At 70.4% G+C, this 26,307-nt stretch carries 28 protein-coding genes; 12 read left to right on the forward strand and 16 right to left on the reverse strand.

Annotated elements, in window-relative coordinates; genetic code table 11:
• Positions 1-8 precede the first annotated feature (8 nt).
• The 5 genes from AC1RU4_RS18830 to AC1RU4_RS18850 form a co-directional block, all read right to left on the reverse strand.
• The gene (locus AC1RU4_RS18830) at positions 9-899 is read right to left on the reverse strand and encodes an anti-sigma factor (protein ID WP_492892655.1); all 891 of its coding nucleotides are present in this window, start codon (positions 897-899) and stop codon (positions 9-11) included.
• Positions 896-1,411, reverse strand: a complete 516-nt coding sequence (locus AC1RU4_RS18835) for an RNA polymerase sigma factor (protein WP_492892656.1) — start codon at positions 1,409-1,411, stop codon at positions 896-898. Before AC1RU4_RS18835 ends, AC1RU4_RS18830 begins: the two co-directional genes overlap by 4 nt.
• Before the next feature lie 107 nt (positions 1,412-1,518).
• On the reverse strand, positions 1,519-1,932 hold the full coding sequence (locus tag AC1RU4_RS18840) for a DoxX family protein (RefSeq protein ID WP_492892657.1): 414 nt from the start codon (positions 1,930-1,932) through the stop codon (positions 1,519-1,521).
• Between the two features lie 96 nt (positions 1,933-2,028).
• A complete protein-coding gene (locus AC1RU4_RS18845; protein WP_492892658.1) occupies positions 2,029-2,460 on the reverse strand; it encodes a tetratricopeptide repeat protein in 432 nt (143 codons plus the stop codon).
• The gene (locus AC1RU4_RS18850) at positions 2,457-2,726 is read right to left on the reverse strand and encodes a hypothetical protein (protein WP_492892659.1); all 270 of its coding nucleotides are present in this window, start codon (positions 2,724-2,726) and stop codon (positions 2,457-2,459) included. The genes AC1RU4_RS18845 and AC1RU4_RS18850 overlap by 4 nt, the downstream gene beginning before the upstream one ends.
• Positions 2,727-2,923: 197 nt before the next feature.
• On the opposite strand from AC1RU4_RS18850, the gene AC1RU4_RS18855 reads away from it, so the two are divergent.
• Positions 2,924-4,306 (forward strand): aminotransferase-like domain-containing protein, encoded by a 1,383-nt coding sequence (locus AC1RU4_RS18855; protein ID WP_492892660.1) that lies wholly within the window; start codon positions 2,924-2,926, stop codon positions 4,304-4,306.
• 111 nt (positions 4,307-4,417) lie between these two features.
• Here the strand turns inward: AC1RU4_RS18855 and AC1RU4_RS18860 are convergent, their stop codons facing one another.
• The 3 genes from AC1RU4_RS18860 to AC1RU4_RS18870 form a co-directional block, all read right to left on the reverse strand.
• Positions 4,418-4,819, reverse strand: a complete 402-nt coding sequence (locus tag AC1RU4_RS18860) for a DUF983 domain-containing protein (RefSeq protein ID WP_492892661.1) — start codon at positions 4,817-4,819, stop codon at positions 4,418-4,420.
• A 79-nt stretch (positions 4,820-4,898) separates the two neighbouring features.
• On the reverse strand, positions 4,899-6,437 hold the full coding sequence (locus tag AC1RU4_RS18865; RefSeq protein ID WP_492892662.1) for a GMC family oxidoreductase: 1,539 nt from the start codon (positions 6,435-6,437) through the stop codon (positions 4,899-4,901).
• A gap of 135 nt (positions 6,438-6,572) precedes the next feature.
• On the reverse strand, positions 6,573-7,298 hold the full coding sequence (locus tag AC1RU4_RS18870; RefSeq protein WP_492892663.1) for a FadR/GntR family transcriptional regulator: 726 nt from the start codon (positions 7,296-7,298) through the stop codon (positions 6,573-6,575).
• A 395-nt stretch (positions 7,299-7,693) separates the two neighbouring features.
• Between AC1RU4_RS18870 and ppaT the strand changes: the two genes are divergently transcribed.
• Positions 7,694-8,869: a pyridoxamine--pyruvate transaminase gene (gene ppaT / locus AC1RU4_RS18875; RefSeq protein ID WP_492892664.1), complete on the forward strand. Its 1,176-nt coding sequence runs from the start codon at positions 7,694-7,696 to the stop codon at positions 8,867-8,869.
• Positions 8,870-8,886: 17 nt separating this feature from the next.
• Here the strand turns inward: ppaT and AC1RU4_RS18880 are convergent, their stop codons facing one another.
• The 4 genes from AC1RU4_RS18880 to AC1RU4_RS18895 form a co-directional block, all read right to left on the reverse strand.
• Complete coding sequence (locus tag AC1RU4_RS18880) at positions 8,887-9,822, reverse strand: putative B6 ABC transporter permease subunit 1 (RefSeq protein ID WP_492892665.1); 936 nt, start codon at positions 9,820-9,822, stop codon at positions 8,887-8,889.
• Positions 9,823-9,834: 12 nt separating this feature from the next.
• Complete coding sequence (locus AC1RU4_RS18885; protein WP_492892666.1) at positions 9,835-10,944, reverse strand: putative B6 ABC transporter permease subunit 2; 1,110 nt, start codon at positions 10,942-10,944, stop codon at positions 9,835-9,837.
• A 26-nt stretch (positions 10,945-10,970) separates the two neighbouring features.
• On the reverse strand, positions 10,971-12,542 hold the full coding sequence (locus tag AC1RU4_RS18890; protein WP_492892667.1) for a putative B6 ABC transporter ATP-binding protein: 1,572 nt from the start codon (positions 12,540-12,542) through the stop codon (positions 10,971-10,973).
• Positions 12,543-12,880: 338 nt separating this feature from the next.
• A complete protein-coding gene (locus AC1RU4_RS18895) occupies positions 12,881-13,918 on the reverse strand; it encodes a putative B6 ABC transporter substrate-binding protein (protein ID WP_492892668.1) in 1,038 nt (345 codons plus the stop codon).
• A gap of 14 nt (positions 13,919-13,932) precedes the next feature.
• On the opposite strand from AC1RU4_RS18895, the gene AC1RU4_RS18900 reads away from it, so the two are divergent.
• The 8 genes from AC1RU4_RS18900 (at position 13,933) to AC1RU4_RS18935 (ending at position 21,425) form a co-directional block, all read left to right on the forward strand.
• Positions 13,933-14,466, forward strand: coding sequence for a hypothetical protein (locus AC1RU4_RS18900; RefSeq protein WP_492892669.1), 534 nt, complete (start codon positions 13,933-13,935; stop codon positions 14,464-14,466).
• A gap of 28 nt (positions 14,467-14,494) precedes the next feature.
• Positions 14,495-14,749 (forward strand): hypothetical protein, encoded by a 255-nt coding sequence (locus tag AC1RU4_RS18905; protein ID WP_492892670.1) that lies wholly within the window; start codon positions 14,495-14,497, stop codon positions 14,747-14,749.
• Between the two features lie 197 nt (positions 14,750-14,946).
• Positions 14,947-16,443 carry a 4-hydroxyphenylacetate 3-hydroxylase N-terminal domain-containing protein gene (locus AC1RU4_RS18910; protein WP_492892671.1) on the forward strand — a complete coding sequence of 499 codons (1,497 nt, stop codon included), beginning with the start codon at positions 14,947-14,949 and terminating at the stop codon, positions 16,441-16,443.
• A 139-nt stretch (positions 16,444-16,582) separates the two neighbouring features.
• Positions 16,583-17,038 (forward strand): nuclear transport factor 2 family protein, encoded by a 456-nt coding sequence (locus AC1RU4_RS18915; protein WP_492892672.1) that lies wholly within the window; start codon positions 16,583-16,585, stop codon positions 17,036-17,038.
• Positions 17,035-18,504, forward strand: a complete 1,470-nt coding sequence (locus AC1RU4_RS18920) for an amidase (RefSeq protein WP_492892673.1) — start codon at positions 17,035-17,037, stop codon at positions 18,502-18,504. Before AC1RU4_RS18915 ends, AC1RU4_RS18920 begins: the two co-directional genes overlap by 4 nt.
• Positions 18,505-18,506: 2 nt before the next feature.
• Complete coding sequence (locus tag AC1RU4_RS18925) at positions 18,507-19,790, forward strand: amidase (RefSeq protein ID WP_492892674.1); 1,284 nt, start codon at positions 18,507-18,509, stop codon at positions 19,788-19,790.
• Positions 19,787-20,332, forward strand: a complete 546-nt coding sequence (locus AC1RU4_RS18930; RefSeq protein ID WP_492892675.1) for a flavin reductase family protein — start codon at positions 19,787-19,789, stop codon at positions 20,330-20,332. Before AC1RU4_RS18925 ends, AC1RU4_RS18930 begins: the two co-directional genes overlap by 4 nt.
• Positions 20,333-20,381: 49 nt before the next feature.
• Positions 20,382-21,425, forward strand: coding sequence for a 2,5-dihydroxypyridine 5,6-dioxygenase NicX family protein (locus AC1RU4_RS18935; protein ID WP_492892676.1), 1,044 nt, complete (start codon positions 20,382-20,384; stop codon positions 21,423-21,425).
• Between the two features lie 52 nt (positions 21,426-21,477).
• Here the strand turns inward: AC1RU4_RS18935 and pcaC are convergent, their stop codons facing one another.
• The 3 genes from pcaC to AC1RU4_RS18950 are packed head-to-tail and all read right to left on the reverse strand — an operon-like array spanning position 21,478 to position 23,375.
• The gene (gene pcaC, locus AC1RU4_RS18940; protein WP_492892677.1) at positions 21,478-21,882 is read right to left on the reverse strand and encodes a 4-carboxymuconolactone decarboxylase; all 405 of its coding nucleotides are present in this window, start codon (positions 21,880-21,882) and stop codon (positions 21,478-21,480) included.
• Positions 21,879-22,586, reverse strand: coding sequence for a GntR family transcriptional regulator (locus AC1RU4_RS18945; RefSeq protein ID WP_492892678.1), 708 nt, complete (start codon positions 22,584-22,586; stop codon positions 21,879-21,881). The genes pcaC and AC1RU4_RS18945 overlap by 4 nt, the downstream gene beginning before the upstream one ends.
• Before the next feature lie 15 nt (positions 22,587-22,601).
• A complete protein-coding gene (locus tag AC1RU4_RS18950) occupies positions 22,602-23,375 on the reverse strand; it encodes an alpha/beta fold hydrolase (RefSeq protein WP_492892679.1) in 774 nt (257 codons plus the stop codon).
• A gap of 147 nt (positions 23,376-23,522) precedes the next feature.
• Between AC1RU4_RS18950 and AC1RU4_RS18955 the strand changes: the two genes are divergently transcribed.
• Together AC1RU4_RS18955 and AC1RU4_RS18960 are read left to right on the forward strand one after the other, a co-directional pair.
• A complete protein-coding gene (locus AC1RU4_RS18955) occupies positions 23,523-24,230 on the forward strand; it encodes an enoyl-CoA hydratase/isomerase family protein (protein WP_492892680.1) in 708 nt (235 codons plus the stop codon).
• Between the two features lie 35 nt (positions 24,231-24,265).
• Complete coding sequence (locus tag AC1RU4_RS18960) at positions 24,266-25,168, forward strand: NAD(P)-dependent oxidoreductase (RefSeq protein ID WP_492892681.1); 903 nt, start codon at positions 24,266-24,268, stop codon at positions 25,166-25,168.
• Between the two features lie 24 nt (positions 25,169-25,192).
• On the opposite strand, the gene AC1RU4_RS18965 is transcribed toward AC1RU4_RS18960, so the two are convergent.
• Positions 25,193-26,305 carry a hypothetical protein gene (locus AC1RU4_RS18965; RefSeq protein ID WP_492892682.1) on the reverse strand — a complete coding sequence of 371 codons (1,113 nt, stop codon included), beginning with the start codon at positions 26,303-26,305 and terminating at the stop codon, positions 25,193-25,195.
• Positions 26,306-26,307 lie beyond the last annotated feature (2 nt).

Genomic DNA, 26,307 nt, shown 5'->3' on the forward strand with positions numbered 1-26,307 from the left:
CCGCGCCCCTAGCCGTCCAGCCGCCGCGCCAGTGGTTGGGCGAGCGCTTCGAGCGCCGCCCGGGGCAGTCGCCCCGCCAGCAGGAAGCCGTGCCCGTCCCGCGTCCAGTAGGCGATGGACAGGCCGTGACGCTGCTCCAGCCGCAGCGCCTCGGCCCGCGCGTCCGGCATGTCGAGCACGCAGAGCAGCACCGGGCCGGCGACGGGATCGAGATAGGCGAGCTGCGCCAGCGGGCGACCCTCATAGTCGAACATCTGCGCCCGCTTGAGGTCCAGTCCCTCGATGCGGACCCGATCTCCCGAGAGGTCGAGCCCCAGCCGCTTGCCGACATTGGCAAGCTCGCGCGCCTGCCGCCGCGGATCGTCGGGAAGATCGGCGAAGGTCTCGGGGGTGTAGAGGGTGAGATAATGCGCCACCGCCTCCCGCCACTCCTCCTCGTCGGCGAGCGCGGCGATCCGGGGTGCGCCGGCATGCCGGCCCGCAAGCCACCCCGTCTGCCACCCGGCGCCGAGCCCGATGGCGAACAGCAGCGCGAAGGCGAGCGCCGCCGGTGCGAAACGCAGGGCGCCGGCCTGTCGCCGCGCCGCCAGCCAGCCGGCGAGGCGCGCCATCCCGCTCGCCGCGGTCGGCCGGCGCGGCGTGGTGGCGAGGGCGTGCGACAGGAAGTCGGCGAGCCCGGCCGGCGCCGCCGGCAGCGCCGCGAAGGCCTGCCGGGCCGCCAGATGCCCGGCCCGCATCAGGGCGAGGCGTTCGGCCGCTGCCGGGTCGTCGGCCAGCGCGCGCATGAGGCGTGCCTGCTCGTCCGGCGGCAGGGTTCCGTCGAGATGCGCCACGAGCGCGGCATCGAGCGGATGCGCCTCGGCCATGTCCTCGTGCGGCCCGTCATGGCGCCCGTTCATCTCGCGCCTTCCTTTCCCTCGCCGAGCTGTCGCCCGAGCGCGATCCGCGCCGCCGCCAGGCGGCTCATCACCGTCCCGACCGGCACCCCCAATATGTCCGCCGCCTCGCGATAGGCGAAGCCTTCCGCATAGACCAGAAACAGCGCGGCGCGCTGGCCCTCGGGCAGCGTCGCGGCGGCGCGCAGCACGTCGTTGGCCTGCAGGTGCGTGTCCATATGGGCGGCACCGTCATGCACCAGCGCATCCTCGGCGGGCAGGGTGCCTTGCCCCTGCCGTATCCGCCGCGCGCGTATCTCGTTGAGCCAGAGCCCGTGGAGGATGGCGAGCAGCCAGGCGTCGCAGCGCGTGCCCGGCGCGAACTGGTGTGCCCGCTCCAGCGCCCTGAGGCAGGTGGCCTGGACGAGGTCCTCGGCGACGTCGCGCCGGCCGGCGAGCACCAGGGCGTAGCGCCAGAGCCGCGCGAGATTGCCCGTCAGCCCGGCCCTGACCTCGTCCTCGCCGCTCGTGCCCATCGCCTTGCCATGCGCCGCGACCCGCGCGTGGTGCGGCGGCCTTCGAGGCGAGGAGACATCAGCCGCCGCGCCCGCGCAAGCGATGCGTGGTGGCCCACTGCCGCGGTTCATCGCCCGGCGCCGCGCGCGATCCAGCGGTCGAGCGACCAGCCGCCGCCGCCCAGGGCGACGAGGGCGAGGAAGCCGCCGGCGATGGCGACGTCCTTCTCGAGCTGGAGGAGCTCGTCCGCGTCGGCGATATTGCCGTGGAAGATCAGCGCGGCGAGCAGGCAGAACCCGGCAAGCGCGAAGGCCGCCGCCCGCGTCGCCAGCCCGGCGACGACCAGCAGGCCGCCGCCGAGCTCGGTGAGGATGACCAGCGGCAGCAGGCTGCCCGGCACGCCGTGCATCTCCATGTAGCCGGCGACGTCGGCATAGACGGCGATCTTCGACCAGCCTTCGTGGATGAACAGCGCCGCCAGCAGCAGCCGCGCGGCGCAGGCCAGCGGATCGACGAACGGGCCGACGAGCCTTGCCAACATGATGGCCTCCGTGTTCTTGCAGGTCCGTGTTCTTGCAGGTCCGTGTTCTTGCAGGTCCGTGTTCTTGCAGGTCGGTGTTCTCGCAGGCCCGTGCGCTCACAGGCCCGAGGGCGAGTGGATCGCCTTGGCGAGGTCTTCATATTCCTCGCAGCCGGTGCCGCAGATGCCCTTGATGACATCGAGCTGCTCACGGGCCAGATCGAGCTTGCCCTGGACGACGTAGGCCTCGCCGAGATATTCGCGGACCTGCGCGTATTGGGGATCGAGCGACACCGACTTCAGGTAGTAGCTGATGCCTTCCTCGGTGCGGCCGAGCTTGCGGGTGGCGTAGCCGCGATAGTTGAGCGCGCGCGCGGTGTTGGGGTCCTGCAGCATGTCCAGCGTGACCAGGGCCTCCTGGTAGCGGTGCGCCTTGGCGAGCGCAAAGGCATATTGCGCGACATTGTCGTCCGGCAGGGCGCCCTTCACCGCCGGCGCGCACTGGCGCTTCACGACATTCCACATCTGCCCTTTCCGGCAGGTGGTCATGTCGCCGCTCGAGCCGCCCCTGTTGCCGCTCGATCCGCCGGCGCTTCCACCGGCACCGCCACCGGCGCTTCCGCCGCCGCCGGCACTTCCACCGCCGCCGCCGCCGGCGCTTCCGCCGCCACCACCGCCACCACCGCCTCCACCGCCACCGCCGCCGGCGGCAAAGGCGGAGCCGATGCTTGCCAGGCCGAGGAGGACGGCAAGGGCGAGCGTTGCGGGACGTAGATGATTGTTGCGCGTCCGCGGCGTGGCGGATGCCAGATCATGAGGATCGCGGATCATCGGAATGTTCCTGTCTCGTCCGGGAGTGGACGAGGGGTGAACACCCCGGCCGGCGGGTTTATTCGCCACCGTGGCAAAAATCGTCGCGCCGCCGGCATGGCCCGGTCGCGTGCGCGTGCGCAGGGCGGTAGTGTCGTGCGGACAATATGTCCGAATGCATGGATTCGTGTCGGAGCACGACATGTCGAGAAGCGACCTGACCCTGCCGTGGTTGAGCGGCCTCGCGGACGGCGCCGGGCCGCGCTACCTCCAGATCGTGGTGATGATCGAGGAAGCGGTGCAGGCCGGGGGATTGCGGCCCGGCGACCGCCTGCCGCCGCAGCGACAGCTCGCCGGGCATCTCGGCGTCGACCTCACCACGGTGACCCGCGCCTATACCGAAGCGCGGCATCGCGGGCTCATCGACGCGGTGACCGGGCGCGGCTCCTTCATCGCCGCCCGGCCGGAGCCCTCGGCCTTCCTCCTCGACCTCAGCATGAACATCCCGCCGCCGCCCAAGGGCGTCAGGCTCGGCGAGCTGATGCAGGACGGGCTTTCGGAGCTGCTGCGCCGGTCGGATGTCGACCTGCTGATGAGCTATCATGTCGGGGCCGGCTCGCTCGCCGACCGCTCGGCGGGCTGCCGGTGGCTGGAGCCGCTGCTCGGCGCGGTCGATCCGCAGCGCCTCATCGTCGCGCCGGGCGCCCAGCCGGCGCTGGCGGCGCTGCTCGGGCTGCTGGCGCCGCCGGGCGACGCCGTGATCACCGACGCGCTCGCTTATCCGGGCCTGCGCGCGCTCGCCCGGCAGCAGGGGTTGCGCCTGCTCCCGGCTGCCGCGGACGAGGACGGCATGCGGCCGGACGCGCTGGAGGCGGCGCTGCAGGCGAGCGGCGCCCGGCTGCTGTGCCTCACCCCGACCATCCAGAACCCGACCGCCGTCACCCTGCCGGCCGCCCGGCGCGCGGCCATCGTGCGGATCGCCCGCGCCCGCAAGGTGACGATCATCGAGGACGATCCCTACGGGCGGCTCGCCGGCGATGCGCCCGCGCCGCTTGCGGCCCTCGCGCCCGAGCTCACCTATTACGTGGCGACGCTGTCGAAGACGCTGACGCCGGGCCTGCGCACTGCCTTCGTCGTCGCTCCCTCGATGCGGCAGAGCGAGGCGCTGGTGGCGGCGCTGCGGGCGCTGATCCTGATGCCGTCGCCGCTGATGACCGCGCTGGCGACGCACTGGATCCGGCTCGGCCTCGCGGGCGAGCTTCTGGACGGGGTGCGCCGCGAGGCGGCGGAACGCCAGAAGGCGGCGGCCGGGATCCTCCCCGACTATGCGCAGGCGCATCCGAACGGCCTGCATGTCTGGCAGCCGCTGCCCCCGCACTGGGATCGCCATCGGCTCATCGAGGCGGCGCGGCAGGAAGGGCTGGGGGTGGTCCCGTCGGACGCCTTCTCCGTCGAAGGGCGGGCGCCGGATGCGGTGCGGATATCGCTCGGCGGGGTGCCGGATCGCGCCCGGCTCATCGCCGCGCTGCGCACGCTGGCCGGCATCCTCAACGACCGGCGCCCGGCCGACCACGCCGTGGTCTGAGGGCGCGATCCGGATCCTTTTCGGTGAATCCCGGTTCACCGAAAAGGATCCGGAACATTGCTTCACGCGTTTTCTTCACGCGACCCGGTTTCCACTTCGCTTGAAAACGCTTCAGGCGCCGGCCTTTTCCACGTCCGGCCGCGACACCAGCCGGCCCTCTTCGGCCTTGTAGAAATACTGCGCCGCGACCAGCCAGCCCTTGAGCGGGCGCAGCGGCGGGATGCAGGTGAGGAACACCACCGGCAGGCTGGTCACGACATGCACCCACCATGGCGGCGCATAGGCGATCTCCAGCCACAGGCCGAAGATCACCGCCGGCACGCAGACGAACATCATGACGAAGAAGGCCGGGCCGTCGGCGGGATCGGCATAGGAATAATCGAGCCCGCAAACCTCGCAGCGCGGCTTCAGCGTGAGGAAGCCGTCGAACAGCCCGCCCTGCCCGCAACGCGGACAATGCCCGTGCACGCCGGTCCTGAACGGCGACAAAGGCGGCCATTGCACGCTGGACATGACGCTCTCCTCATTATCGGTCGCAATGCTTGCGAGCGATATATGAGAGTGTAGCCGTACAATGTCAATATTGTATGTATCAATCGAGCATCGGGCGGCTGCGTTCGGCGAAGGTCTCGGCGATCGCGAGGATCGCCGCGTGGACCGGGCCGGAGGTGATGGTGGGAATGACGGAGCCATCGACGATGTGCAGCCCGTCGAATCCTCGCAGCTTCAGATCGGCGTCGACGATTCCGGCCTCGTCGGCGCCCATGCGGCAGGTGCCGACCGGGTGGTGATGGGTGATGACCGCGCGGGCGAGGAAGGCATCGATCTCCGCCGCGTCGCGGATGTCGATCCCCGGATGGATCTCCTCCGCCCGCCAGTCGTCGAGGGTGGCGCCATGGCCGATCTCGCGCGCCAGTTCCAGCGCCCGGCGGGCGAGGCGCCGGTCGTGGTCGGTCGAGAGATAGGCCGGGTCGATGCGCGGCGGCGCGTCGAGGTCGGGGCCGGTCACGACGAGGCTGCCGCGGCTGGTCGGGTGGGTGACGCCGGACAGGATCGTATAGGCCGTGCCATAGGCCGGCGGGGTGAAGCACTCCGACATGGTGGGCGCGGCGACGCAGCCGAGCACCACATCCGGCGGGCCGTCCGGCCGCGTCGGGTCGTCGGCATCGAGATACATCAGCGATTCGGAGTGCTGCAGCCGCGAGGGCGGCACCGGCCGCTTCGCGCGATAGACGTTGCCGGCGGTCAGCAGGTGGTCGTGCAGGTTGCCGCCGACCTCGGCCCGGTCGGCGATGCAGGCGATGCCCGCCGCCTTGAGCGCCGCCTCGGGCCCGATGCCGGAGCGCATCAGCAGCAGCGGCGAGGCGACCGCGCCGGCGCACAGGCAGATCATGCCCGCCGAGAGCGTCTCGGCCATGCCGTCGATCTCGACCTGCACCCCCGTCACCCGGTTGCCGGCGAGGACGAGGCGATGCACGCGCACGCCGGTGAGCAGGTCGAGATTGGGCCGCCCGAGCACCGGCACCAGATAGGCGTCCGCCGCGCTGACCCGCCTGCCGTCGCGGATGGTGAGCGAGTTCGGCGCCACGCCGTTCAGCGGCCCGGAATTATGGTCGCCGATCGCCGGCACGCCGCGGGCGAGGCCGGCCGCCATATAGGCGCGCACCACCGGGCTGACCTCCTCGTCGGGCAGGTAGACCGTGAGCGGGCCGTCGCCGCCATGCATGGCGCTCGCGCCGCCGGAGAAGCTCTCGCTACGGCGGAAGCCCGGCAGCAGCCCCTCGAAGGACCAGCGCGCATCGCCGGTCGCCGCCGCCCAGGGCGCGAAATCGGCCGCATGGCCGCGCACATGCGCCATGGCGTGCAGGCAGCTCGACCCGCCGACGATGCGCCCGCGCGGCCAGGCATGCGCCCGCCCGGCGGTGCCCGGCTGCGGCACGGTGCGGTAGGCCCAGTCATAGGGGCGATCCTGCAGCGCCGGCCATTTCTGCGGAATGGCGATGTCGGGATCGCTCGGATGCTCGCCGGCCTCGACCAGCCCCACCTTGAGGGCCGGATTCTCCGACAGCCGGGCGGCGAGCACGCAGCCGGCCGACCCGGCGCCGATGATCAGGACATCGAAGGTTTTCATGGCCGGGATCTCCGCGAAGGCAAGGGCACACGGGAAGGCATGGGCACAAGGGAAGGCATGGGCACAAGGGAAGGCGTGTCCGCCGGGCGGGCGCCCGCGGAGGCCGGTGGTCGGGTCGGTGGGGAAAAGGCGCGCTTACGGCATGCCGCCGGGCGCGAGTCGTCCCATGATCTTCTGCTGCAGGCTGGCGAGGTGCTGCCACATGCCGCGCTCGGCCGCCTCCGGGTCGCGGGCGGCGATGGCCTCGGCGATCTGCCGATGCTCGCAATCGCGCAGCCGCACGCGCTCGGGCAGCAGCGTGGCGTCGCTGTCGGTGAAGCGCAGCCGGCCGTCATTGGCGACGCGATGCAGCAGCACGTAGAGTTCCGAGGCCAGCGCGTTGCGCGCGCCGGCCGCGATCGCCTTGTGGAACACCATGTCGGCATCGATGGGGTCGGCGTCCGGCGCCGTGGTGGCGGCGCGCAGGATGCGGTCGATCTCCACCGGGCTCGCCCGCAGCGCCGCCAGCCGCGCCAGCGACGGCTCCAGCATCAGCCGGAGCTCCATCACCTCCAGCGGGTTGGTGGAGTTGATCAGGCTGCGGCTGCTGTCGAGGCCGGTCGAGGCGCGGCGGCCGGCGCGGGCCGGCTCCAGCTCGCCGCGGGCACGCAGCACGCCGAGCGCCCGCCGCAGCGTGTGGCGCTTGACGCTCAGTTCCTCGGCGACGACGCGCTCCGGCGGCACGCTGCCGGTGCGGGCGATGATGCCGCGTATCGATTCCACCAGTTCCTCGATCCCGGCCGGCTCCTGCCCGCCGGCGCCGCGCGCGGCTTCCGGTGCCCTGCGCGCCTTGCGTCCGGTCTTGTCCGCTATCGCGTCCATCGGGGTCACTTCCGTTCTCGTGTGGGGCCGGCCCGACCCGCCGAAGCGGCGGGATCGCGCGTCGCCTGCATGGCCCGCCGATAAATGTACGGTCGGCATGCCCCAGTTACAATATTGGTTGCCATCTGGTCGAGATATGCCGGCCGCCGCGTCGCGGCCCTGCCGCTCGGCGCCGCCCCGATGCCGGGATGGCTGCCGGGGGCGAAATCGCCGGAAACCGCAGACAATCCAGAGGTGCCATGCGATGCCGGGAGATTCGCGATCGCTGTTGCTCCGGGCCGTGGGTGGTGCCAATCTGGAACCATTAAGGCGAATTCGGTCGCATTTTGGTTGCGCGTTCGGTCCGCCTTCCGGTCCCCGGTTCCGCCGCCCCGACAACGAACCCGAGCAAAGCCATGCGTTACGCGCCATCCGATCTGCCGGTCTTCACCCTGACCACCGGCCCCGTCGACGCCTATCCCGCCGTCCTGCGCGGCCTCGCCTCCACCGTGCTCTACGACTACGACCCGGCGTTCCAGGCGACCTATCAGCGGGTGATCGAGAAGCTGGCGACGGTGGTGAAGGCCGAAACGATGCCGGTCGTGCTGCAGGGCGAGCCGGTGCTCGGGCTGGAGGCCGCCGCCGCCTCGCTGATCGGCCGCGACGACGTGGTGCTCAACCTCGTCTCCGGCGTCTATGCCAAGGGCTTCGCCGGCTGGGCGGCGCGCTCGGGCGCCGAGATCGTCGAGCTCGCCGTGCCCTATGACCGGGTGATCGACCCCGAGGCCGTCGCCCGTGCGCTGGCCGCGCGGCCCGACGTCACCGTGGTCGCCGCCTGCCACCACGACACGCCGTCCGGCACCATCAACCCGGTCGCCGAGATCGGTCGCGCGGTCGCCCGCCACGGCGCGCTGTTCCTGGTCGATGCGGTGTCGTCCTTCGGCGGCATGCCGGTCGATGCCGCCTCGGCGCAGATCGACCTGCTGGTCACCGGGCCGAACAAGTGCCTCGGCTGCCCGCCCGGCCTGACCATTCTCGGCGTGTCCAACCGCGCCTGGGCGAAAATGAAGGGAAACCCAAACGCTCCCCGCGCGTCCATCCTCAGCATCCTCGACTGGGAGGAGGCCTGGCGCGCCGACCGGCCATTCCCCTTCACCCCGTCGGTCGCCGAGATCAACGGCCTGGAGGCCGCCATCGACCTCTATCTCGCCGAGGGGCCGGAAAGGGTCTGGGCGCGCCATGCGCTCACCGCCGCGGCCTGCCGCGCCGGGATCAAGGCGATGGGCCTGAGCATCTGGCCGGCCGAGGAGGACTTCGCCTCGCCCACCGCCACCGCGGTGCGCACGCCGGAGGGCATCGACGAGGCGCAGCTGCGCGCCGAGGTGCGGGCGCGCTACGGCGTCGTGCTGTCCTCCGGCCGCGGCGAGACGCTCGGCAAGCTCACCCGCATCGGCCATATGGGGCCGACCGCCCAGCCGCTCTACGCGGTGGTGGCGCTGGCCGCCTTCGGCGGGGCGCTGGGCGCGCTCGGCCACAAGGTCGATGTCGGCGCCGGGGTGGCGGCCGCCATGGCGGTGATCGACGCGGGATGAGGCCGTGCGGGGCGCGTTCATCGCGCGCCCCGCACATAATGCAGGCCCAAAGCCGGCGGCAGGCTGGCCTTGCGGCCGAACAGCACCAGCACCGCGAGCACCGCCGCGAAGGGGAGCATCTGGATCACGTCGGTCGGGATGCTGACGCCGGCGACCTGCAAGGCGGTGGTCGCCGACAGGCAGGCCCCGAACAGCAGCGCGCCGCACAGCACCCAGAGCGGCTTGCCGCGCGCCTGCATCGCCAGCACGATGCCGATGAAGCCGGCGCCATTGGTCATGAACGGCACGAAGATGCCGGCGCCGACCTCCGCCATGAAGGCGCCGCCGATGCCGGCGAGGAAGCCGGTGGTGAGCACCGCGAAGGTCCGCACCCGCACCACGTCGACGCCGGCCGCGTCCAGCGCCGCCGGCTTGTCGCCGGCCGCCTGCAAGGCGAGCCCGAGCTGGGTGGAGCGGAACACGTAGCTGGTCGCGATCACCGCCAGCACCGCGAGATAGACGATCGGCGGCCGGTCGAACAGGGCCGGCCCGATCACCGGGATCGACGACAGGCCGGGAATCGCCAGCGTCTCGACCGCCGGCAGGCGCGGATAGCTCTGCGAGAACTGGAAATGGTGCAGCAGCGCGGTGAGCCCCTCGGCGCCGAGCGTCAGCGCGATGCCGATGACGATCTGGCTGAGGCCCATGCGGATGCAGAACAGCGCCATCGGCCCGGCCACCGCCATACCACCGAGCCCGCCGCCGAGGAAGCCGAGCCAGATCGATCCGGTCTGGTAGGCGACGAGGAAGCCGATATAGGCGCCGAACAGCATCATGCCCTCGATGCCGATATTCAGCACGCCGGCCTTCTCGGAGATCTGCTCGCCGAGCCCGGCGAGCATCAGCGGAAGGCCGGCGGTGAGGGCGCCGAGCACCAGCGAGGTGAGGAAGGCTTCGGTGAACAACCCGGACATCGATGCCTCCGCTCACGTGCCGGCCGCGCGGCGGCGCTGGTCGAGATATTCGGTGATGCCGAGCATGACGAGCAGGATCGCCACCACGACGAGGGTGAAGAAATTCGGCACGCCGGTGCGCCGCGCCGCGCTCTCGCCGCCGATCGACAGCACCGAGAACAGGAACACGAAGGCGATGGAGGCGAAGCCGTTGAACCGCGCCAGGAACACCAGCGGCACCACGGTGAGGCTGTAGGCGGGGTTCCAGTCCGCCCGCACATTGCCCTGCACGCCGAGGATCTCCACCGCGCCGGCAAGGCCCGCCAGCGCCGCCGAAATCGCGAAGGTCGCCACGGTGAGCGCCGGCACCCTCAGGCCGGCATGGATGGCCGCGCGCGGGTTGGCGCCGACGATCCGCAGCTTCAGCCCGAAGGCGGTGCGCGTCATCACCAGATGCACCAGCACGATGGCGACCAGCCCGATGATCAGCCCGCTCGACACCGTGGTGTCGAACAGCCGCGGCAGCCGGTCGGCGACGGCGAGGGTGCGGGTCTGCGGCACCGTGGTGGCCGGATCGCGAAAGGCGAGCTTCACCAGCACATTGGCGAAGGACACGCCGAGAAAGGTCATCATCAGCGTGGTGATGATCTCGTTGACGCCCTGATAGGCCTTGAGCAGCGCCGGCAGCACCGACCATGCCGCCCCGACCAGCGCCCCCACCGCCAGCCCGACCAGCAGCACCAGCCAGGCCGGCAGGTGCGGCACCAGCAGCGGGCCGAGGGCCGCGACCACCACCGCGCTCAGCAGGAACTGGCCGTCGCCGCCGAGATTCCAGATGCCGGCCCGGAAGGCGACGATGAGCCCCGCCGCGATCAGCAGCAGCGGCCCCATGCGGGTCAGCGTCGCCTGCAGGCCATAGGGATTGACGAGCCCGCGGTCGATGACGAAGCCGTAATAGGCGAGGGGGTCGACGCCCAGCGCCAGCAGCAGCAGCCCGGACAGCACGATGGCGCCGAGCACCGGGCCGAGCGCCATCGCCACGAGGCGCGCCCGGTCGCGCCAGGCCTCGCCGCGGCGGGAACGGGCGGTGTCCGGGACATGGCTATCCGGGACATGGGTATCCGGGATATGGCTATCCGACATCTGGGTATCCGCTATCTGGGTATCCGTCATGCCGTCACGCCGCTCATCAGTTCGCCGACCCGGTTGCGGGCCTCGGCATCATTGTCCACCACGCCGACGATCCGGCCGCGCGACATCACCGCGATGCGGTCGGAGAGTTCCAGCACCTCCTCGAGATCGGTGGAGATCAGGATCACCGCCAGCCCGCGGTCGGCCGCCTCGCGGATGCGCTGGCGGGTGGCGCGGATGTTCTGCACATCGAGCCCATAGGTCGGCTTGGCGAAGATCACCGCGCGCGCCTGCCCGGACAGCTCGCGGGCCAGCAGCGCCTTCTGGATGTTGCCGCCGGACAATTTGCCGATGGCGGTCTCGATGCCGGGGGTGCGCACGTCGAACTCGCCCACCAGCCGCCTCGCATGGGCGGCGATGGCGTCGGGCTGCTCGATGCCGTGCCGCCAGAACGGCGCCTCGCCGACCTGCTTGAGCAGCAGGTTGAGCGAGATCGGGAAGCCGGCGACCGTGCCCTCGCCGAGCCGGTCGTCGGTGACGTAGCGCAGGCCGAGCCGGCGACGCTCGCCGACGTCCAGCCGCTCGATCGCCGCGCCGTCGAGGCGGATGCTGCCGGCGGCAAGGCGGCGCTGGCCGGCCACCGCCTCGGCGAACTGCTTCTGGCCGTTGCCGTCTATGCCGGCGAGGCCGACGATCTCGCCCGGCGCCACGGTGAGATCGATGCCGGCGACCGGCACCGCCGGATCGTCGACGGCAAGGCCTTCGATCGTCAGCAATGGCGGAGCGGAGGCGCGCGCGCGGCGCGGCGCCTGCACCGCCTGCGCGGCGGCGACGTCGGCGCCGAACATCAGCCGGATGATCTCGGCGGTGGCGGCGGCGGGGCCGAGTTGCGCGAGGCGGTCCGGCGCGATCTCGCCGACCTTGCGGCCGAGCCGCAGCACGGTGATGCGGTGGCCGAAGGCCAGCGCCTCGTTGAGCTTGTGGGTGATGAACACCACGGCGATGCCGAGCCCGACCAGCCGGCCCATCAGCGCGCCGAGATCCTCCGCGCCCTTGGGAGTCAGCATCGCGGTCGCCTCGTCGAGGATCAGCACGCGGCTGCCGCGCATCAGCGCGCGGACGATCTCCACCTGCTGCTGCTCGCCGAGCGACAGCGTGCCGACCTTGGCGTCGGGATCGATGGCGACGTCGATATCGGCGCAGACCGCCGCCATCTTGCGGGCGACGCCGGCGCGGTCCGGCCGCGACCACCAGGGGCCGCCCAGCGCCATGTTGTCGACGACGCTGAGCGAGGGCACCAGCATCGAATGCTGGAACACCGTGCCGATGCCGAGCTCCAGCGCCTGCGCCGGCGAGGAGATCCGCACCTCGCGGCCGTCGACGATGACGCCGCCCTCGTCCGGAATCTGCAGGCCCGACAGCATGCCGACCAGCGTCGACTTGCCGGCGCCGTTCTCGCCGAGCAGCACATGCACCTCGCCAGGCCACAGGTTGAAGGCGACCCGGTCATTCGCGACCACGCCGGGAAAGCGCTTGGTGACGTGGTCGAGCGAGACGATGGGCCGGGGGTCGGCGGACGAGGAGGCGGTGGCGTCGAGAAGAGGTGTCATGATTCGATTCCGGTTCCCCCTCACCCGACCCTCTCGCCGAGAGGGAGAGGGCGTCTACGCGGTGCGGATTTTGTTTTCACGCAGCGGCTTCGCCTGGTGCGGGGTTCGTATTCCGGCTCGCCCGGCATCGCATGGGTTCGATGCCGGCAGCCTGCCCCTCTCCCCGACGGGGGGAGAGGGAAGGGGTGAGGGGCCTTCCGCCGAGGATGGGCCGGCCTTTGCAGGCCCGGCCCGGCGTTTGCGTTTCCCCCGATCGTCCTCATACCGAGGCGCCCGGCCGTCGGCCGGCCCCCGAAGGAGGGATCAGGTGTTCACGACCGGCCCCGCATCGATGGTCCTCACTGCGGCAGCTGGGTGACCAGCTTGTGCACGGTGTCGGCGTCGTAATGCGCCGTCACCTTGATCTTGCCGGCGACGATGTCCTTCTTGAGCGCCTCGATCTGCGCCCACACGTCGTCGGGGATGTGCTTGCTCTTCAGGAGCGACACCGAGCCGTCGGCGAGGTTGATGTCGTAGTTGCGGCTGCCGTACTTGTCGGCCTTGATGTCGGCGATCATCGCCGAATAGACCGGGGTCAGGTTCCACACCACCGAGGAGAGCAGGTTGCCCTTGTCGATGGCGGTCTTGTCGCCGATCACGTCGATGAAATAGACCTTGCCGCCATTGGTCGCCTTGTTGGTCTCGACCGCCTGCAGCATGCCGAAGCTGGAGCCGTTGCCCTGGCCGAAGACGATGTCGGCGCCGGCGGCGATCAGCGCCTCGGTGACGCGCTTGCCGCCGGCGGCGTCGGAATAGGCCGCCGGGCCGATCACCGCGTAGCGCACGTTGATGCCGGGCTTCTCGGCCTTGGCGCCCTCGGCGAAGGCGGCGGACTGCGAGTTCCACGACGGCGGCTCGCCGGAGACCACGATGCCGACCGTGCCGGTCTTGCTCATCTTGGCGGCGAGGCGGCCGGCGAGATAGGCGCCCTCATGGCCGCTGGCGGTGTAGTCGGCCACCGCGCCCGCCTTTTTGGCATCGGGACGGTCGACGATGGCGACCGGCACCTTCATCTCCTCGCCGATTTCCGGCGCCGAGGTGTTGTAGCCGCTGGCATGGGCGATCAGCAGGCCGGCGCCGTCCTGCGCCATTTCGCGCAATGTCGGGCGCACGTCGCCATAGCCGAGATTGTCGGCGACCAGCACCTTGACGCCGGCAGCGGCGCCGGCGGCCTTGGCGGCGTCGACGCCCTGCTGGTTCCAGCCATAATCGGTGCCGGCCTCGGGGGTGAGGATGGCGATGGACTTCAGCTCGGCGGCCTGGGCCATCGACGTCATGGTCGGCGACGTCATGGCCAGCAGTGCAAGAGCCGCGCTGTTGAGAAGAATTTTCCTCATGGAAGGTCCTCTTTATGATCCCTGTGGATTTTATTATTCCACGACCGGCAGATTTATACTATCAGATCGAGTTTTCAGGCTGGAGACTCGTAGAAATGCGGAAGCGTATTCTTAATTTTTGTTTTGTTGTTGCTGTGACGGCCGCGTTCCCGGTCTTCGCCGAGGAAGTCCACGTCGTCGAGCGCGGCATCGAGGGGCTGGCTGCCGTCCCGTTGCGTGTCCAGAACGAGACCGGCCGGCCGGTCGCCTGCGCCGCCGCCATCGCGCACTGGTATTCCGCGCAGATCGGCACCGCCGCGCCGGGCGGGCGCCTTGAGGCGACGCTCTGGTCGAAGCCGGCGACCGGCGAGGTCTTCCTGCTCAACGCCACCGAGGACCACATGCCGATCCAGACCCTGTGGTGCGGCTATGCCGGTGCCGATGTCTCCACCCGCAGCGACATTCGCCTGGCGCGCCGCGCCGGGGCGAGCGAGCCGGCCATCGATCTGATATGCAGGAAGGGCGCCGGAGCGCAGGGGCTGGACTGCCGCCGGCGCGGTGCCGAATGATCGGTCGGGCTGTTGTCCGGCGCTTCGCATGCCGACCTCTCCCGCGATGGCGCTCACCGCGCTGAACTGTCCGTCGTCCTCAACCAAAAAGCCAGAACCAAATATTTTGGTCAAGGGATTGGGTGGTGGATATGGTCCGCCCAAATTGGTTGGAGACCTGCCGGCGATTTGTTGTGATCAATTTTTGAGCGACATATCGGTTCTTGTCGAGAGCAAAAATCAACATTCATCGTTCATGCTGGATGCGATTTCCGTAAGAATGTTTCGTTATGCGTCATTTTGATCTAATTTTAAGCAGACGGGTGATGGAGGAAAGGGGCTTGACCATTTTCCCGGTTTAATGGTTGGATCGTGTTCACCCGAGCCCGACACGAAGCGTGCGCCAGAGGTTCATTCGCGGCGCGCCGCCTCGCCGATGTGCCCGACCACGATCGATCGACAATGCGTCCGGGAGACGGGTCCTTCAGAGGAGAGCGGACGATGAACGCGCAGACGGCGAAACGGGAACTGCAAAGCGAGTTGTCCCCGGGCCACAAGCTCAAGACCGGTGAGGAATTCAAGAAGTCGCTCGACGACGGTCGTGCCTTGTGGGTCGGCGGCAAGCGCATCGCCCGCGTGTTCGACGATCCGGCGCTGTCGGCCGGCGTCGACCTCATCGCCTCGATGTTCGACGACCAGTTCAAGCCGGAATTCTCTGAAGCCACCACCTATGTCGACGAGAGCGGCGCGGTGGCGAGCCGGGCCTGGCAGGTGCCGCGCACGCAGCAGGACCTCGCCGATCGTCGCAGGATGATCGAATATACCAGCCTGAAGACCGCCGGCACCTTCGGCCGCCCGCCGGACCTCGCGCCCGCCATCGCCGTCGGCCTGCTCGCCTATCTCCCGACCTTCAAGGCGAAGAAGTCGCTGATCGACGGCTGCTCGCCCGATTTCGGCGAGAATATCGAGCGCTACGTCGCTTTCGGCCGCGACAACAACCTCACCGCCTCCGAGAGCCTCACCGGCCCGCAGAACGACCGCTCCAGCCCCAAGGGCGCGGAAGCCTCGCTACTCAAGGTGAAGAGCGTGGAGGCCGGCGGCATCCGCGTCTCCGGCGCCAAGACGGTCGGCTCGATCTCGGCGCAGGCCAACGAGATCTTCTTCACCAATCTCGGCGGCATCCGCGAGACGCCGGCCGAAGCCTGCATCTGGGCCTCGGTGCCGATCAATGCCGAGGGCATCAAGCTGATCTCGCGCGAGATGGTCTCGCATCCCGGCGCCGATCCCTTCGACCATCCGGTGGCCCGCCTCGGCGAGGAAGCCGACCAGCTGATCATCTTCGACGACGTCTTCGTGCCGAAGGACCGCATCTTCAACCTCGGCGACCCGACCGCCATGTCCTATTACGGGCCGGTCTGCGTGTTCGCCCACTGGCACGTGCTGACCCGTCTCGCCGTGAAGGCCGAGCTGTTCGTCGGCGCCGGCCAGCTGGTGCTCGACGTGCTCGGCACCGCGCATATCCCGGCGGTGCAGGGCATGCTGGGCGAGATCATCCAGTACGCCCAGACGCTGCGCGCCTTCATCACCGCCGCCGAGGCGCTGGCCAGGCCCACCGAGGGCGAGGTGATGGCGCCGGATGCCGGCATGCTGACCGCCGGCCGGCTCTATTCCATCGAGCATTATCCCCGCATCATCCATATCCTGCAGGAGCTGTGCGGCCAGGGGCTGGTGATGCGCTTCGGCAAGGCTGCCTTCGACAACCCGGAGATCGGCCATCACCTGGAAGAGCTGCTGCCCGGCAAGGGCGTCAGCGCCGGGGTCAAGGAACAGCTGATGAACTTCATCTGGGACATGACCTCCTCCTCGCTCGCCGGCCGCGTCGCGCTGTTCGAGAACGTCAATGCCAGCCCGGCCCCGCGCCTGCGCGAGCGCCTCTACAACGAGGTGAAGCGCGACGTCTTCATGGGGCAGGTCAAGAAGCTGGCCGGCATGCCGTGATCGGCCGGCCCTGAGGCGCCGGCCCTGATATACGCCAGCCCCGGGGCTCATCGCCCGCGCCGCGCGATGCGGCATACCGGACCGCCTTCCGCCGGCGGTCCGGCTTCCTCCCCCAGTGACGGACGACCGGAGGCACGACATGGCCCAGCAGGCGACCCGGACGTCGAACCATCCGGCGCGGGATCCGGTCGGCGCCGCCGACGTCGTGGATGCCTTCTACGACGCCTATAACCGCGCCGATGCCGCGACCGCCGCCGCGCTCTATGCCGAGGACGGCTGGCACGAGGAGGCGCATGACGGCGCCCGCCGCGAGGGCCGCGAGGCCTTGCGGGCCGGGCTGGAGCGCTTCTTCGGCTTCATCACTGAGGCGCACTGGCAGCTGCGCGAGCGCATCGATTCCGGTGCGTGCGTCGCCGTCGTCTACACGCTGACCGGCCGCCTCGGCGTCGACATCAAGGGCGCGCCGACCCGCGGCCGGGCGATCGAGCTGCGCGGCGTGCACGTATTCGATCTGGCGGGTGGAGTCCTCGTCGGAACGCGCGATTATTGGGACCCCGCCGCCTTCCAGCGGCAGATCGCCGAGGTGCCGGCATGACCACCGATTCCGACCACCCCTGCCATGCCGGCTTCGCCGGTTACGAGGATCATGACGCCACCGGACTTGCGAGCCTGGTGCGCACCGGCGAGGTGACGGCGGACGAACTGCTCGACGCGGCGCTGTCGCGGATCGAGGCGCATGAGCCGCGCCTGCACGCGCTGGTGCATCGCTTCGAGGAGAAGGGCCGCCGCGCCATCGCCGACGGCCTGCCGGACGGCCCGTTCACCGGCGTGCCGTTCCTGCTCAAGAACACCGGCTTCGAGCTGGAGGGCACCATCCTGTCGACCGGCTCGCGTCTGTTCAAGGATGCGGTCTCGACCCGCGACGGCACGCTGGCCGCCCGCTACAAGGCCGCCGGCCTCGTCATCATCGCCAAGACCAACACCCCGGAATTCGCGCTCAGCTTCACCACCGAGCCGGACGCCTTCGGCCCGACGCGCAACCCGTGGAATCCCGAGCTGAGCCCCGGCGGCTCCTCGGGCGGCTCCACCGCCGCCATTGCCGCCGGCTACGTGCCGATGGCCAATACCTCGGACGGCGCCGGCTCCACCCGGCTGCCGGCCTCGCATTGCGGCCTGTTCGGCTTCAAGCCGAGCCGCATGCTCAACCCGCTCGGCCCGGTGGTGGTGGAAGCGATCGCCGGCATGTCGACCCCCCATGCCGCCAGCCGGAGCGTGCGCGACAACGCCGCGCTGCTCGACGCCACCGCCGGGCCGGATGTCGGCGACCCGTATTTCTCGCCGGTCGGGCCGGAGAGCTACCTGTCGCAGGTGACGCGCGAGCCGGGCCGGCTGCGCATCGGCTTCACCCCGCATTCGCCGCTTGGCACCCCGGTCGATCCCGAATGCCGGCGCGTGGCAGAAGAGGCGGCGGCCCTGTGCGAGGCGCTGGGCCACCATGTCGAGATCTGCGAGCCGGGCTATGACGCCCATGCGCTGAAGGCGGCGTGGCGGATCATCGTCGGCGTCAACATCACCCCGGCGGTGGAGGCGCGCGGCAAGGCGCTCGGCCTTGCCGATCCGCTGGAATTCATCGAGCCGGTCAACGCCGAATGGGTGCGCGAGGCGCGGACCTTGCCGGCCACCGCCTATCTCGGCGCGGTGAACGTGCTGCACCAGACCGCCCGCTCGCTCGGCCGCTTCTTCGCGAAATACGACGTGCTGCTGTCGCCGACCGCGGCGGAGCTGCCGCCGCCGCTCGGCAGGCTGGCGGGCGCCGGCAAGAGCCTCGACGCCTTCTACGACGCGTTCTGGACCCATGCGCCCTTCACCTGCGCCTTCAACGCCTCGGGATGCCCGGCGATGAGCGTGCCGCTCGGCCGCTCGGCGGGCGGGTTGCCGGTCGGCGTGCATTTTGGCGCCGGCCTCGGCCGCGACGGCCTGCTGTTCAGCCTGGCCGGGCAGCTGGAGCGGGCGCGCCCGTGGTTCGGCACGCGGCCGGCATCGATCGGCTTGGGAGCATGATGATGAACGACGTGCCGACCTCGCTCGCCGATCTGTCGGCCCGCGACACCGCCCGGCGGGTGGCCGAGGGCGATCTGACCGCCGAAACCGTCTGCGCCGCCTTCGCCGAGCGCATCGCCGCCGCCGAGCCGCAGGTGCAGGCCTTCGCGCATTTCGACCGCGAGCAGGCGCTCGCCGCCGCCTTCGCCGCCCCGGCGGGGCCGCTCGCCGGCGTGACCTTCGGCGTCAAGGACGTGATCGACACCGCCGACATGCCGACCGGCTACGGATCCGTGGTCTATGACGGCTGCCGGCCGGCCTGGGACGCGCCCATCGTCGCGCTCACCCGCCGGTTCGGCGGCGTGGTGATGGGCAAGACCGTCTCCACCGAATTCGCCATGTCGAGCCCCGGCAAGACGCGCAACCCGTTCAACCCGGCCCATACGCCCGGCGGCTCGTCGAGCGGCTCCTGCGCCGCGGTGGCGGCGGGCATGGTGCATGTCGCCTTCGGCACCCAGACCGCCGGCTCCATCGTGCGTCCGGCCTCCTATTGCGGCGTCGTCGGCTACAAGCCGAGCTTCGGCACCCTCAACCGCGCCGGCGTCAAGCCGCTGTCCGACAGCCTCGACCATCTCGGCGTCATCACCCGCGACGTGCGCGACGCCGCCTTCGTCACCGCCGCGCTCGCGGAAAAGTCGGCGCTGGCGGAGGGCAAGGCTGGCTCCGCGCCGAGGATCGGCCTGTTCCGCACCTCGCGCTGGGAATCCGCCGAGCCGGCGACCCGCGCGGCCCTGGAGCGCACCGCCGCCGCCGTCGAGGCGGCCGGCGGCACGGTGCGCGCGCTCGCGGTGCCGGAAAGCTTCGAGCGCCTGTTCGCGCTGTTCGACGCGGTGATGGGCTGGGAGACGCCGCGCACGCTCGCCTATGAGCGCCATGTGCTGGGCGGGCGCATCTCGCCGATCACCCTCGGCTTCATCGAGACGCTGGCCAAGGCGACCCGCGACCAGTACGACGCCGCCCTCGCCGTGCTGAAGCATCGCGACGCAATCGTCGAGGAGCTGCTCGACGGCTGCGACGTGCTGATCACCCCGGCGGCGCCGGGCGAGGCGCCCGTCGGGATGCCGACCGGCGACCCGGTGTTCAACAAGGCGTGGACGCTGCTGCATGTGCCGGCGCTCTCGGTGCCGGCCGGCCTCGGCCCGCAGGGCCTGCCGGTCGGCGTGCAGGTGGTCGGCCGCATCGGCGCCGATGCCGACACGCTCGCCGTCGCCGCCTTCATCGAAGACGCGATCAGGGCTCGGCCATGATGAGCGTTTCCGTCGCGCAGGCCGTGGACGCCGTCGACCCGGTGCTGGTCGACTCCTTCAAGCGCGCCATGGGCCTGCTCGCCGGCGCGGTTTCCGTGATCACCGCCGGCCATGGCGAAGGCGCGCGCGGCCTCACCGCCACCGCGGTGTGCAGCGTCTCGATCGCCCCGCCGACCCTGCTGGTCTGCGTCAACCGCCATGGCGACGCCCACCACGCCATCGCGCGGTCCGGCGCCTTCTGCGTCAACGTGCTGGCGGAGCACAACCGGCCGGTGGCCGACCGCTTCGCCGGCCGGCTCGGCCATGTCGGCCCCGACAAGTTCCGCGATGCCGACTGGCTTTCGCTCGTCACCGGCGCCCCGGCGCTGGAGGGCGCGCTGGTCAGCGTCGACTGCACGGTGGCGGAAAGTGTCGAGGCCTATACCCATACGGTTTTCTTCGGGACCGTGCGGGCGGTGCGGCTCGGGGCGGCCGAGCCGCCGCTCATCCATTTCGACCGCGCCTACCGCTCGCTGGCCCGAGCCGGCGGCGGCGACCTTTGAACACCGCAGGATTCTAAACACCGCAGGATTCCCAGAAGGGAAGGCAACCATGGCTATCAGTGATCTGGCGCTCATCGACGCCTGGAAGGACGTGCTGACGCTCTCCAGGCTCACGTCGGGCGAGCAGGTGTCGCTTCTCGTCAGCGACGACAGCAACCCGCAGCTGGTCTCCACCGCGCGCACCGCGGTCGGCCAGCTCGGCGGCGTGCTCACCATCCTGCACCTGCCGCCGCTCAACGGCGACGTGGCGCTCTCGCGCGACAAGTCCGGCTATGTCGGCCACACGGCGCTGAAGGGCAACCGCGCGGCGCTGGAGGCGATGAAGCACAGCGACCTCGTCATCGACACCATGATGCTGCTGTTCTCGCCCGAGCAGGAGGAGATCCTGAAGGCCGGCGCCCGCATGCTGCTCGCCTGCGAGCCGCCGGAAGTGATGCTGCGCATGAAGCCGACGCTCGACGACGCGCGCCGGGCCACCAATGCCGCCGCCCGCCTCGCCAGGGCGAAGACTCTGACCGTCACCTCGAAGGCCGGCACCGATTTCCGCTGCGCCATCGGGCAATATCCGGTGCTGAAGCAGCAGGGTTTCGTCGACAAGCCCGGCGGCTGGGACCACTGGCCGAGCTGCTTCGTCGCAACCTGGCCGGACGAGGGCACCTGCGAGGGCGTGATCGTCATCGACACCGGCGACATCCTGCTGCCGTTCAAGCGCTATGCCCGCGAGCCGATCCGCATCGACATCGAGGGCGGCTGGATCCGCCGGATCGAGGGCGGCTTCGAGGCGGAATACCTGCGCAGCTACATGGAGAGCTTCAACGACCCGGACGCCTATGCCATGGCGCATGTCGGCTGGGGCCTGCACAAGCGCGCCCACTGGACGACGCTCGGCCTCTACGACCGCGAGGCGGGGCTTTCGATGGACGCCCGCTCGTTCTGGGGCAATTTCCTGTGGTCGAGCGGCCCGAACACCGAAGCCGGAGGCACCCGCAACACGCCCTGCCACATGGACATCCCGCTGCGCGGTTGTTCCCTGTCGCTGGACGGCGAGCCGATGACCATCGACGGCAAGGTGATCCCGGAAAACCAGAACTGAGGGGTGCGGCCGGGCAGGGCGGCAAGCCCGGGCCCGGCCGGACGCCGGCGGCTCAATCGGTCGCCGGCGTGGCCTTCGCCCTGGCGTCCTCCTCGGCGAACACCTCGCGGGCGATGCGGAAGCTGTCGAGCGAGGCCGGCACGCCGCAATAGATCGCCACCTGGAGAAACACCTCCCGGATTTCCTCGCGCGTCAGCCCGTTATTGAGGGCGCCGCGCACATGGAGCTTGAGTTCGTGGGGACGGTTCAGCGCCGCGATCATGCCGAGATTGAGCAGCGAGCGGTCGCGCCGTTCGAGGCCGGGGCGGCCCCACACCTCGCCCCAGCAATATTTGGTGACCAGCTCCTGCAACGGGCGGGTGAAGTCGTCGGCCTCGGCGAGCGACTTGTCGACATAGGCGCTGCCCACGACGGCGCGGCGGATCTGAAGTCCCTTTTCGTAGAGGTCGTCGGTCATTGAGCAGTCTCCGGGTCGTTGAGCGGGGAAAGGGAATCGGGCGGCTCGCCGAGCGCCGCGCGGGCCGCCTGCGCGACATGGCGTTCGGCGAGCTCGGCCGCGCGGGCGCCGTCGCGCGCGGCCAGCGCCGCCACGAGTTCGTCGATCTCGGCCGCCGAGGCCAGCTTGCGGCCGGGATCGGCGAGCGAGCGGGCGCGCAGCAGGCTGATGCGGGCATTCAGGCGGTCGAGGAGCTCAAGCGCCACCGGATTGGCGGCGCCGGCGCACAGCGCGCGGTAGAAGCCGAGCTTGGCGTCCAGCATGTCGGCGAGCGTGCCGGTGGCATAGGCGCGGCCGAGCGCGCCATGCGCCGCGCCGAGCGCCGCGCGCTCCCGCTCGCCGGCGCGGTCGCAGAACTGCCGGGCGACCAGCCCCTCCAGCGCCGCCCGCACCGCATAGATGTTGCCGGCCTCGTGCCGATCCAGCACCGCGACCGAGAGGCCGCGCGGACCGGCGGCGAGCAGCCCGTCCGCCTCCAGCTCGCGCAGCGCCTCGCGCAGCACGGTGCGGCTGACCGCCAGCTCGGCGGTGAGGTCCTTCTCGATCAGCCGCTGGCCGGCGGCGAGCACCCCGGTCTCGATCAGTCGGCGCAGCGTCGCCACCAGCTTGCGGCGCAGCGGCGCGCTCTCCTGGCCGATGGGGCCGATGCCGAGAAGCCCGCTCATCGCCCGCGGCCCGCCTCAGCGCGCCAGCAGGAACGGATCGACCGCGGCGTGGAAGGCGTCCGGCCGGTCGAGATTGGCGAGGTGGCGGGCGCCCTCGATCTCCGCATAGCCGGCGCCGGGCACCAGGGCGGCGATCTCCTGCGACAGCTTCGGCGGCGTGCGGTTGTCGCGGCTGCCGACGACGACGCGGGTGGGCACGCGCACCGCCCTGAACAGGTCGACGACGTCGCTGGTGAACACCGAGCGCGCCGCCTCGACATAGGCCTCAGTGCTCATGCCGGCGATGCTGGCGACGAGTTCGTCGACATGGGCGGGGTCGCCATCCTCCACCAGCGTGTCGGCGGCGTAATGCCGTGCATAGGCGTCCATCGAGCCGCTGCGGATGGTCGACTCGATCGCCGCCGCGCGGGTTGCCCCGGCCTCGCCCTGGGTGGCGAAGCTGTCGGCGATGACGAGCCGCTTCACCAGCTGCGGGGCGAGGTCGGCGAGATGCGCCGCGATCGGTCCGCCCATCGAGATCGCCACCACGCGGGCCGGCTCGCCGCCGAATGCCGTCAGCACCGCCGCGAGGTCGGCGGCGACGTTGCGGACCGTGAAGCCGCCGTGGCGGCTGGAGCGGCCATGGCCGCGCGCGTCCACCGCGATCACGTCGAAATGCGCCGACCAGCGGCGGATCTGCTCGCGCCACAGCCAGGCGGCGGTGCCGAGGCTGTGGATCAGCAGCAGCTTCTCGCCAGCACCGGCCCGGTCGTAGCCGAGGCGTTCTCCGTTCAGGTCGATCAGCGCCACGGGTCGTCCTCCTTCGCCAGATCCGGCGGGCGCCCCGCGACGCTCGCCCTTGCCAACATAATATTGTCGTACAATACGACAGGTCAAACGCCATCTCGCCGCGTCCGTCAACGGCGGGGCGGGGCGAGCCGTTCCAAGGAGAGTGACATGAAGATCGAAGCGCATGGCGACGGCATATACGGCGTCGAATTCACCCGTACCGCCGACGGCAACCATATCTCGTCGGCCCAGCTTGCCGATTTTGCCACGGCGCTCGACGAGGTGCTGGCCAAGCCCGATCTCACCGCCGTCGTGCTGTCGGGCGAGGGCGAGCATTTCTGCGCCGGCCGCGTCGGCGCCAAGGGGCTGACCTCCGCCGCCGACGTACGCGACGACCTCAACCTGATCCTGGAGGTGAACGCCCGGCTGCGCTCCTCGCCGGTGCCGTTCGTGGCGGCGGTGGAGGGCAAGGCGCTCGGCTTCGGCTGCGGCTTCTCCACCCAGTGCGACATCGCCATCGCCGCGCAGGACGCGGTGTTCGCGCTGCCGGAAATGTCGCACAAGCTGCCGCCGCTGATCGTGCTGTCCTATTTCGGCACCTTCGTGCCGTTCAAGAAGGCGTTCGAACTCGCGCTCACCAGCCGTCACTTCGGCGCGGCGGAGGCGAAGGACATCGGCATCGTGACCGAGGTGGTGCCGCGCGGCGCGGCACTGGCGCGCGCGATCGACTTCGCGCGTACCATCGCGGCGCTGGACGCCGAATCGGTGCGGATGCTGCGCGCCTTTGCCCGCCGCGTCGCCGGGCTGTCCGACGAGACCGAGGCGCGCAACGCCGTCGCCACCATGGCGATCGCGCTCGCGGCGCGCGCGCATTGAGCGCGGCCATCGCCACCCATGCGGGAGGATCGATCGTGACCACCGACAGCGTGCTGTTCATCGGGGCGGGGCGGATGGGCGGGCTGATGGCCGCCCGCCTGGCCGATAGCGGCGTGCCGCTTGCCGTCGCCGATCTCTCGGAGGAGGCCCTCGCGCCCTTCCGCGGCCGTGGCATTCCGGTGGCGGCCGAGGGGGCCGAGCTGCCGGGCGACGTCGTCGTCACCATGCTGCCCACCGATCGGCATGTGCGCGCGGCGCTGCTGGGGCCGGGCGGCGCCTGCACGAGGATCGCGCGGGCGGTGGTGATCGACATGTCGACCGCGGCGCCGGCCAGCACCATGGCGCTCGCCGAGGAGCTCGCCGGGCAGGGCACGGCGGTTCTCGACGCCCCGGTCAGCGGTGGCATGGCGGGGGCTCGCGCCGGCACGCTGACCGCCATGGTCGGCGGCGATGCCGACGCCTTCGCGCGGGTGCGCCCGCTATTGGCGCGGATGTGCGGGGAGGTGGTCCATGTCGGGCCGGTCGGCTCCGGCCATGTCCTCAAGGCGCTCAACAATTACCTGTCCGCCGCCACCCTGTGGAGCGCCACCGAGGCGCTGATCGTCGGCCGGCGGCTGGGCCTCGATCCGCAGGTGATGCTGAAAGTGTGGAGCGCCGGCTCCGGCAAGAGCCACGCCACCGAGGTCAAGCTGCCGAACCATGTGCTCACCGGCACCTATGATTTCGGCCAGACGCTGGAACTGTTCTGCAAGGACATCGCCATCGCCGCCGACCTCGCCCGCCGCGCCGATGCCGAGACGCCGACCCTCGACGCGCTGCTCGCCACCTGGTCGGCCGCCCGCGACCGGCTGGGCGGGCAGGAGGATATCACCGCCATCGCCCGGTTGATCGGCGAAAGCGGCCTCGGGCGCGGACCGATGTTCGAACCGGAGGGCTGACCCAGCCATGGGGCGCCGGCTCTCTCAATTCTTGGCGATGGCGGCCTGGGCCGAGGGCACCGGTCCCTCGATATGCGCATCCCGATCGCGGCCGGCGTCGAGCGCGCGGTTCACGGCGCCTGAAAACTCGGAGAACAGCTCGATATCGGCCGCCAGTATCTGCCGGACGAGCTCCTTGTCGCGCAGGCCTTCCGCAAGCGTCGAGACCCCGGTCGAGGCCTGAGGCATCTCCCACGGGCCGAAGTCCCGCTCCAGCTCGGCGCCGACAAGCAGGAGGAAATGCTCGAGATTCGAGCGCAGCTGCACGACCTTCATGTTGGAAAGCGCGTCCAGCGCGCCGGGGACGGCAACGATCGACAGCCGTTCGTCGCCGTTGCGGCAGGTCAGCAGGCGGGTAACGGGATCGGAGAGCAGCAGGCGCGCCTCCGGCTTGAGCCGCAGCAGCCAGGCGCCGAAATCGTCGGCATCCTTGAGCTGCTTGCCCTTCACGTCGTCCACCAGGCTCGCCAGCCCGATATTGCCGAGCTGCTTGACCGTGTCGTCGCTGTTCCGGGAAATCCATTCCAGCGTCAGCAATTGCTCGGCCAGTTCCTCGACGGGGTCCCTCACATAGGTGCAGGTGTCGAAGCCGTTCCTCTGCAGGTCCCCCTCAAATTCGCTGAGGTAGATGCGGCCCGATATGTAGATGGAATTGCTGAAGGTGATGCCGATCACGCTTCTCGTCGTATCCGGCGGTAGCGCCTCGATGCGCGGATAGCTCATCTGGAACAGCGAATCGAACAGGCGGTTGATCCGCACATTCGGAAGGATCTGGGTTTCCAGGCGAAACAGCTTGCGGGGGATGGCGGGCACGCCGTAGCGCCGCCGATAGACGAGCGTCTGGGTGTGGGCGTCGTAGAGCTCCAGCTGATGCCGCTTGGCGAGGCCGGAAATGCCGGCCTCGTCGACGACGAAGCCGCAGAGCCCCGTATCGTGCAGCCCCTGTTCCCGCAGCAGCGGCCGCACCACCCGTGCCTGGATTTCCGCCAGCTTCTCGTTGCCTTCGAATACCGAGACACTGGGCGTGTGCGACGGGTTGTCCGGCATGATCCAGCCCACGATCCGGGTGCCGGCATCCTCATCAACGCTGAACAGCATGC

The sequence above is a fragment of the Ancylobacter sp. GW821-FHT10E12 genome (assembly GCF_058809335.1).